Here is an 8,687-nt window from a genome sequence, read left to right as displayed (position 1 = left end):
GACCGGGGCGCTCGCCGGGCCGCAGGCCGGGCCGTCCGGCGGCACGGTGCCGCCTCCGCCGCCCCGCCGGCGGCTACATCGCCCGGAAGTCCCTGATCGCGAAGCGGGGGGCGCGGCGGGGCGGGGTGCGGCCGGACAGGAGGATCAGCCGTGCCGCGCGGTGGCGCTGTCCCGCGTAGGGGGCCAGGAGTTCGAGCATCGCCTCGTCATCCGCGCCGCGCTCTCCGGTGAGCGCGTAGCCGACGATGCGTGGCAGATGCAGATCGCCGACCGTGATCGCGTCCGGGGTGCCATTGCTGCGCTGCAAGGTCTCCGCCGCCGTCCAGGGCCCGATGCCCGGGATCAGCCGCAGCCGGGCGGAGGCGGCGGCCAGGTCCATGGACGCGGCCTCCTCCAGCCGCCGGGCGACGCGGACGGCCCGCAGGATCGTCGAGGAGCGCTTGCCGTCCACGCCCGCGCGGTGCCACTCCCATGAGGGGATCAGCGCCCAGGCCCGTGGATCGGGCATCACCCGCATCCGCGTCGGCATCCGCTCGGCCGGACCGGGCGCGGGTTCGCCGTGGCGCTGGAGCAGCAGCCGCCAGGCGCGGTACGCCTCGGTGCTGGTGACCTTCTGTTCCAGGATCGAGGGGATCAGGGATTCGAGGACCAGTCCGGTGCGGATGAGCCGGAGGCCGGGGTGGCGGCGGTGGGCCTCGTGGACGAGCCGGTGGCGCGGTACGAAGACGGACGGGTCGTCGTCCGCCCCGAGGAGGGCGGGCAGCCCGTCCAGCAGCCACTCCGCACCCGGTCCCCAGGCCCGGCCCTCGATCCGCGCACCCACGTGCGCGATCCGTAGGGTCCCGGGCCCGGCCGGCGTCCGGCTCGCCCGCCAGTACGCGCCGTCCGCGCCGACCTGGAACGCGGGGTCCCCCGGCCCTCGCCGCAGCACCCCGAGGTTACGCGCGAGGTCGTAGGGGCCCGACGGGCTCCAGGTACGTCTGACACACACGCCGCCACCCTACGATGCACCCGAGTGCACCCCAGCGACCTCCCCGCGCAACGCGCGCCCCCCGGGCCCCGCGCACACGACCTCTCCGCACAACCCCCGGCCCCTACCGCACCACCACGAACTCCTCCACCCCGCGCCCCGGCCGTGCCGCCGGCTCGGCCGCCGCGTGGCCCACCGCCACCGTACCCATCGGGTCCCAGTCGTCCGGCAGGCCCAGCACCTCACGCACCACCGGGCGGCAGAACATCGTGGACGACACCCACGCCGACCCCAGCCGCTCACCCGCCAGCGCGACCAGCAGGTTCTGCACCCCGGCCCCCGCCGCGACCACGAACATCTCGCGCTCCGCCGTGTTCCGCCGCGGGTCGGGGTAGGCGTGGGCGCCGTCGGCGACCAGGCACGGGACCACCAGATACGGCGCCGTGCGCAGCACGTCCCCGCGCCGCACCCGCTTGGCGATGCTCTCCTCGGAGAAGCCGTCCCCGCGCAGATCGGTGATCCAGGCGTCCCGCATCGCGTCCAGCAGCCGCGTCCGCGACTCCTCCGACTCCAGCAGGACGAAGCGCCAGGGCGTCGTGTGGTGCGGGGCCGGCGCGGTGACGGCGGCGGCGACCGCGCGTCGCACCGCAGCGCCGTCCACCGGCTCGTCGGTGAACTCCCGGACCGTACGGCGCAGCGTCACCGCCTCCCGGACGGCCTCGGAGGTGCCCAGCCGGAACATGTCGTCCGCGGCGCCGCGCACCAGGGCGCGCGCCCCCTCGTCGGCCGGCTCCTGGGACGTCACCGCCTGCGGCAGCCCCCGCACCACGGCCACCGGCAGCCCCTCGGCCTTGCCCTTGACCAGGTCGCCCGCGGCGGCCAGCTCGTCCGCGGTGGCGACGATGGTCGCGCTCAGCGCGTTCCCGTACGCGTCGACTCCGCCTCGCAGATCGTCCAGGACCCGCACTCCGGCGGCCCCGATGGCGACATCGGTGACCCCGGTCCGCCACGGTCGCCCGAAGGTGTCGGTGACGATGACGCCGACCTCCACGCCGAGCGCGTCCCGCAGCCCGGACCGGATCGCCCGCGCCGAGGCGTCGGGGTCTTCGGGGAGCAACAGGACCGTTCCGGAGGGGGTGTTGGAGGCGTCGACCCCGGCGGCGGCCATGACCAGTCCGTGGCGCGTCTCGACGATCCGGGTACGGCCGCGCCGGGCCACGACCCGCACCGTCTCGGCGTCTATGGCCGCCTCACGGTCGGTGGCCTCGACGATCCGCCCCTCCGCCTTGCTGACGATCTTGGAGGTGACCAGCAGCACATCGCCGTGCGCGAGCCCCGGCAGACCGTCGGAGGTCGCCGCGTCGGCGATGAGCTTGGCGAGGTCGTCTCCGGGCCGCACCTCGGGCACGCCGGGCAGGGCCCACACCTGGTACGACGGCGGCGCGCTCATCCCCGCACCTCTTCCGCCAGCGCCAGCGCCTCGGCCGCCATCGCCGCCGTGGCCTGGAGGTCCGTCATCATCAGCGGGATCGCCCGGCAGCGGATCCCGGCGGCCTCGACCTCCTCCACCGCGCCCGCGTCCACCGTGTCGACGAGCCAGCCGTCGAGCAGCCCGGAGCCGTAGTGCTTGGCGACGGCCGCGGCGGTGGACTCGACGCCGACGGCGGCGAGCACCTTGTCGGCCATGCCGCGCACGGGCGCGTCGCCCACGATGGGGGACAGGCCCACGACCGGGACACCGGCGTCGGCGATGGCCTCGCGGACCCCGGGCACGGCGAGGATCGTGCCGACGCTGACGACGGGGTTGGACGGCGGGAAGAGGACGACGTCGGCGTCGGCGATGGCCTCCAGGACGCCGGGGGCCGGTTTGGCCTGGTCGGCGCCGACGGGGACGACGGCGTGGGCGGGCACCGAGGCGCGCAGCCGCACCCAGTACTCCTGGAAGTGGATCGCCTTACGGCCTTCGCCCCGCTCCGCGCCGGAGCCGTCGATGTCCGCGGCGTCGATCAGGACATGGGTCTCGACGCGGTCGTCCGTCATGGGCAGCAGCCGCACCCCCGGCTGCCACCGTGCGCACAGCGCCTCGGTGACTGCGCTCAGCGGATAGCCCGCGCCGATCATCTGGGTACGGACTATGTGCGTGGCGAAGTCGCGGTCGCCGAGGCCGAACCACTCCGGCCCCACCCCGTAGGCCGCCAGCTCCTCCTTGACGGCGAAGGTCTCGTCGGCCCGGCCCCAGCCCTGTTCCTCGTGGATGCCACCGCCGAGGGTGTACATCACGGTGTCGAGGTCGGGACAGACCTTGAGGCCGAAGAGGTGGATGTCGTCGCCGGTGTTCCCGATGACGGTGATGTCGGCGTCCGGAGCCGCCGACTTCAGACCGCGGAGAAAACGGGCGCCGCCGATACCGCCTGCCAGAACCACAATGCGCATGAGAACAGTCTGTCAGCCGAAGGCTGTTCCGTTGAGGGTGGTGGTGGGTGACGGGTGGGGCTGTCAGCCGAAGGCTGTTCCGTTGAGGGTGGTGGTGGGTGACGGGTGGGGCTGTCGGCCGAGGGCTGTTCCGTTGAGGGTGGCGGTGGCCGACTCGGCGCTCTGGGTGGGGTGCAGCGGCATCTCGGTCAGCCCGGGGAAGTAGATGTGCAGGCTGACGGCCGGTTCGAGGGAGTCGTTGACGACGTCGTGCACATAGCCGGGCGCGAAGACCCGCTGTGCGCCGGCGCGCAGCCGGTGCGGCACGCCGCGCGCTCCCACCCGTTCGGTGAGCGCGCCCTGGAGCACGGTCAGCACCCCGGAGGAACGGCCGTGGTCATGGGCCCCGCTGCCCTGTCCGGGCACCCAGCTGAGCAGCCACACCTCGTAGCCGGGGCCGGTGCGCAGCCGGTGGTACCAGCGGCTGGTGGCGTCGTACTGGACGAGGGGCGCCCAGCTGTCGCGGTCGGCCGCGATGGCGCGGGCCAGTCCGGCGAAGGCGGAGACGGTGGAGGGGTGCGCGGGTACGGGCGGCAGCAGATGCGGGATGGCGAGCGGGTCACCGGCGATCTGGACGTCGCTGTTCATGGCGGGGGGTTCCTCGGCGGAAAGGGCACGGAAAGGGCGCGGCAGGGGGCGGAAGGGAGCAGCAAGAGTGCGGTAAGGACGCGAAGTCCGATGGGGGCGCGGTGTCAGGACGAGACGCCGCGAGACGAGCGCGGAGAAAGCTGGAGCTCGGGAGGCATCAACAGCGGGAACGAGACATCAACAGCTCGAACAGCGACAGCGAGCCCGCACAGCGCAGCGGAACCCGTGGTCACGGGTCGGCAGGGGCGCGTGGGTCACTGACATGCGACCAAGGAGACCCGGATCGTCGCACCGCTGTCAACTCGGTCTCAGCTTTCGGATGAAGGTTCACCTCATCCGGTCGGAGTGGAGGCAGAAAGGTTTGTGCGTGCGTTGTTCCGGTGACACGGCATCAACACGTGCCACCTCGCCCGTGAACGCAACGGGACCGGCGCCGATGGCGTCCTCCTCAGTGAGGCGAGAGGAGGGATTCGGGGAACGGACGGGGAAGGTGTCGCGTTTAGGACGATTTGAACACTTTCCGCGCAGCCTTGGTTCCGCAGAGTGAATAAGGGGCCCAATAGCAGATCTCGGCTTGACTGGCCCGGATCGGCACACTTGTAATTTCACTCGTGTCGTTCTGCCGACTCACCGACGGCAGCAGGCGCGGGGACGTAAAGACAGACGAGGGGCGCACATGACCGAGTTGTTCCAGCAACTGCTGGTCGAAGAGGCGGACGAGGAGCTCGGTTGGCAGGAGCGCGCGCTGTGCGCCCAGACCGATCCCGAATCGTTCTTCCCGGAAAAGGGCGGATCCACCCGTGAGGCGAAGAAGGTCTGCCTCGCCTGTGAGGTCCGGTCCGAGTGCCTCGAGTACGCCCTGGCCAACGATGAGCGCTTCGGCATCTGGGGCGGTCTGTCCGAGCGTGAGCGCCGTCGCCTGAAGAAGGCCGCCGTCTGACATCCGCCGGACCCGCCGGACCCGCCGGATCCGCCGGTCCCGCCGACCCGCCGGACCTCGGAGTCCCAGGATCCGCCGGACCTGCCGGACCTGCCGGACCTGCCGGACCTGCCGGACCCGCCGGTCCCGCCGACCCGCCGGACCTCGGAGTCCCCGGACCCGTCGGGCCCGTCCGCTGCTGTGGCACATCCACACCGCTCACGGCGGAGTGAGCCGCCGTGCCCGGTCCGCCCCCGGCCCCCTCGGCGGCGCGAGGCGGACCGGTCGCGTACACAGCCGTTAGTGTGGGGCCCCGTCCGAGACGCTCCAACGCCCCCACGGGGCGAGCGCGTCCACCGCAGTCCAGCGAACCGGGGCCCGTACCTCGATGTCCGTGCACAGCCATCCGGCGGCCCAATATCCGGCCGCCACCGCCGCGTTTGCGCCCGCTCAAGAACCGGAGCCCACGCCGGCCTACCCGCGTCATGTCGTCACCGCCGTACTGGTCGCCCACGACGGCGCCCGCTGGCTGCCCGACGCGCTGTCCGGCCTGCTCGGCCAGGAGCGCCCCGTCCAGAGCGTCATCGCCGCCGACACCGGCAGCTCCGACGACTCCGCCCGGCTCCTCACCGAGGCCCTCGGCGAGGACCGGGTGCTGCACATGGCCCGCCGCAGCGGCTTCGGCACGGCCGTCGCCGAAGCGGTCCGTACGGCCCCGGTGCTCGGCCCCGAGGAGCTGACGTACCTCAAGCGTCCCAGCAGCTGGGACCCCGTCAGCCGCGCCTGGCGCGACGACGCTTACGACCTGCCGGAGCTGCCGCACGGCGAGCCCGTCCAGTGGCTGTGGCTGCTGCACGACGACTGCGCGCCCGAGCCCGACGCCCTGGCCGAACTGCTGCGCGTCGCCGACGCCGAGTTCGCCGCGAACCGCGAACCCGCGATCATCGGCCCCAAGCTGCGCGGCTGGTACGACCGCCGGCAGCTGCTCGAAGTCGGCGTCAGCATCGCCCGCAGCGGCCGCCGCTGGACCGGTCTGGAGCGGCGCGAACAGGACCAGGGCCAGCACGACCAGGTGCGCCCCGTGCTGTCGGTGTCCAGCGCCGGCATGCTGGTGCGCCGTGACGTGTGGGAGGAGCTGGGCGGTTTCGACGCCCGGCTGCCCCTGATGCGGGACGACGTGGACCTGTGCTGGCGCGCCCAGGCGGCCGGGCACCAGGTGCTGGTCGCACCGGACGCCGTACTGCGGCACGCGGAGGCGTCCGCCCGCGAGCGCAGGCCCATCGACTGCGTGGGGCGCTCGGTTGCGAACCCGCACCGCGTGGACAAGGCGGGCGCCGTCTACACGCTGCTGGTCAACACCCGCGGCGCGCTGCTGCCCTATGTGATGCTGCGGCTCCTGTTCGGCACCCTGCTGCGCACCCTGGCCTATCTCGTCGGCAAGGTGCCCGGACAGGCGCTGGACGAGGTCGCCGGTCTCTTCGGCACCCTGCTGCGGCCGGAACGGATCCTCGCCGCGCGCAAGCGCAGAGGCCGCCCCGCGGTGGAGCCGAGCGAGCTGCGGCCGCTCTTCCCGCCGCCCGGCGCGACCGTCAGGGCGACGGTCGAGCAGGTCGCCAGCAATATAGGCGGCCGTTCCGAGCCCGAGCTGTCCTCCGGGGGGCGGCACGGCGCGGTCGAGTCCGGGCCCGGCGACGAGGACGCCGACTTCCTGGAGGTCGAGCAGTTCGCCCGGCTCAAGCGGATCGCCCGCAAGCCGGGGCCGATGCTCTTCCTCGTCCTGCTGGTGGTCTCGCTGGTCGCCTGCCGGAACCTGCTGGGCTCGGGCGCGCTCGCGGGCGGTGCCCTGCTGCCCGCGCCCGCCCATGTCTCCGCGCTGTGGTCGGCTTACGTGGACGGCTGGCATCCGGTCGGCACCGGGGGGACCCAGTCCGCGCCGCCCTACCTGGCCGCCCTCGCCGCGCTGGCGACGGTCTTCCTGGGCTCCACGGGCTTCACGCTCACCCTGCTGCTGGTCTGCTCGGTGCCGCTGGCCGGGTTCAGCGCGTACTTCGCCTCCCGGCCGCTGGTCGAGTCCCGGCTGCTGCGCGCCTGGGGGAGCGTCGCGTACGCCTTCCTGCCGGCCGTGACCGGGGCGCTCGCGGGCGGCCGGCTCGGCACCGCCGTGCTCGCCGTCCTGCTGCCGCTGATGGCCCGGGCCGCGGCCGCCGCGAGCGGGTTCACCAGCGGCGGGAAGCTGCCGAGCTGGCGGGCGGCGTGGGCGTACGCGCTGCTGCTGACGTTCACCATGGCCTTCACCCCGGTCGTCTGGCCGATGGCCCTCCTCCTGGGCGTCGGCGTGCTGGTGCTGCGCCAGCGGCGGAGCGGCACCGAGCAGCTCATGGGATACGGGCTGCGGTTCCTGATCGTGGCCGTCACCCCGCTCGTCGTCCTCGCTCCCTGGTCGCTGGACCTCCTCACCGACCCGGCCCGCTTCTTCGAGGAGGCCGGGCTGGACGGCGGCGCCGGCTCCGCGTCCGCCCTGGACCTGCTCGCGCTCAGCCCCGGCGGCCCCAAGGGCGGCGGCACGCTGCTGCTGATCGGCTTCGTGCTGGCCGCGCTCGCCGCCCTGATGCGCGGGGAGCGGCGGACGGTGGTGGGCACGGCATGGGTCGTGGCGCTCACCGGCTTCCTCTTCGCGGCGCTGGCAGGCGGCTCCGGCTGGGCCGGGCCCGCGACCCTCGTCTACGGCCTGGCGCTGCTGACCGCCGGTGTGGTCGGTGCCGAGGGCGCACGGGAGCGGGTGGCGGCGCAGAGCTTCGGCTGGCGCCAGCCGGTGGCGCTGCTGATCGCGGTCGCCACGGTCGCCGCCCCGCTCTACGCCGCCGTGAGCTGGATGGTGAGCGGCGCGGACGGCCCGGTCGGGCGGCGTGACCCCGCGCAGGTCCCGGCGTTCGTGGCGGCCGAGAGCGCCACCGAGGACCAGGCCCGCACCCTGGTGCTCGGCGGCGGCAGCAGCGGCGCCCACGCCGACTACGCCCTGGTACGCGGCTCCGGCGCCCGGCTCGGCGACGGCGAGCTCGCCGCGGCCGGCGGCTCCGACACCCGGCTCGACGACGTGGTGGCCCATCTGATCGCGGGCTCCGGCGCCGACCAGACCCGCCGGCTCGGCGGCTACGCGGTGCGGTACGTGTACGTCCAGAAGGGCGCGCCCCGCGAGATCGAGCGGGTGCTGAACACCACCCCGGGCCTCACCCAGCTCAGCCGGGTGCACGGCGGGGTGCTGTGGCGGGTGGACCAGCGGGTCTCGCGGGTCTCCATCGTCCCGGCCGAGTCCTCGGCGGGTTCGGCGGACGGGGCCGCGGCCAAGCCGGTGCACGTGGCCTCCGGGCCCGTCGAGGCCCACACCACCGTGCCCGGCGGCACGGCCGGGCGGGTGCTGCGGATCGCCGACCGCGCCAACCCCGACTGGCAGGCCACGCTCGACGGCAAGCCGCTGAAGCCGGTGACGGTCGACGGCTGGGCGCAGGGCTTCGAACTCCCGGCGAACGGCGGCCGGCTGGACCTCACCTACGACACGCCCATCGCGCACACCGCATGGGTGTGGGCGCAGGGGCTGCTCGCGGTCGTGCTGCTGGTGCTCGCGCTGCCGGGCCGCCGCCGGGACGTCGACGACGACCTGCCGGCCGCGGAGGGCGCGGCCGCCGCCGTCACCGCCGAGGACCTGGCGGGCGACGGACGGCGGGCGCGGCGGCTGCGGGC

The 8,687-nt window shown here is 74.1% G+C and carries 6 protein-coding genes; 2 read left to right on the top strand and 4 right to left on the bottom strand.

Going from position 1 to position 8,687, the window contains the following annotated elements:
• Positions 1-73: 73 nt before the first annotated feature.
• The 4 genes from AXW62_RS38115 to AXW62_RS38100 all read right to left on the bottom strand — a co-directional run bounded on the left by AXW62_RS38115 (position 74) and on the right by AXW62_RS38100 (position 4,030).
• Positions 74-991: a DNA-3-methyladenine glycosylase family protein gene (locus AXW62_RS38115; RefSeq protein WP_060948394.1), complete on the bottom strand. Its 918-nt coding sequence runs from the start codon at positions 989-991 to the stop codon at positions 74-76.
• Positions 992-1,094: 103 nt separating this feature from the next.
• Positions 1,095-2,420 carry a coenzyme F420-0:L-glutamate ligase gene (locus tag AXW62_RS38110; RefSeq protein ID WP_060948393.1) on the bottom strand — a complete coding sequence of 442 codons (1,326 nt, stop codon included), beginning with the start codon at positions 2,418-2,420 and terminating at the stop codon, positions 1,095-1,097.
• The gene (gene cofD, locus AXW62_RS38105) at positions 2,417-3,403 is read right to left on the bottom strand and encodes a 2-phospho-L-lactate transferase (protein WP_030837105.1); all 987 of its coding nucleotides are present in this window, start codon (positions 3,401-3,403) and stop codon (positions 2,417-2,419) included. The genes AXW62_RS38110 and cofD overlap by 4 nt, the downstream gene beginning before the upstream one ends.
• A gap of 63 nt (positions 3,404-3,466) precedes the next feature.
• On the bottom strand, positions 3,467-4,030 hold the full coding sequence (locus AXW62_RS38100; RefSeq protein ID WP_063817734.1) for a cysteine dioxygenase: 564 nt from the start codon (positions 4,028-4,030) through the stop codon (positions 3,467-3,469).
• Positions 4,031-4,706: 676 nt separating this feature from the next.
• Between AXW62_RS38100 and AXW62_RS38095 the strand changes: the two genes are divergently transcribed.
• Positions 4,707-4,970: a WhiB family transcriptional regulator gene (locus AXW62_RS38095; RefSeq protein ID WP_004952403.1), complete on the top strand. Its 264-nt coding sequence runs from the start codon at positions 4,707-4,709 to the stop codon at positions 4,968-4,970.
• A gap of 367 nt (positions 4,971-5,337) precedes the next feature.
• The coding region (locus tag AXW62_RS38090) for a glycosyltransferase family 2 protein (protein WP_060948392.1) at positions 5,338-8,687 on the top strand (3,350 nt) is incomplete at its 3' end.

The sequence above is a fragment of the Streptomyces hygroscopicus subsp. hygroscopicus genome (genome assembly GCF_001553455.1).
GTDB lineage: Bacteria > Actinomycetota > Actinomycetes > Streptomycetales > Streptomycetaceae > Streptomyces > Streptomyces hygroscopicus.
The sequence above is the reverse complement of the archived record's forward strand: the minus strand, read 5'-3'. Positions and strand labels throughout refer to the sequence as shown.

Bases quoted from the DNA above. Each gene is read 5' to 3' on its own strand.
- cofD (WP_030837105.1), bottom strand. From the start codon at position 3,403: ATGCGCATTGTGGTTCTGGCAGGCGGTATCGGCGGCGCCCGTTTTCTC.
- AXW62_RS38095 (WP_004952403.1), top strand. From the start codon at position 4,707: ATGACCGAGTTGTTCCAGCAACTGCTGGTCGAAGAGGCGGACGAGGAG.
- AXW62_RS38110 (WP_060948393.1), bottom strand. From the start codon at position 2,420: ATGAGCGCGCCGCCGTCGTACCAGGTGTGGGCCCTGCCCGGCGTGCCC.
- AXW62_RS38100 (WP_063817734.1), bottom strand. From the start codon at position 4,030: ATGAACAGCGACGTCCAGATCGCCGGTGACCCGCTCGCCATCCCGCAT.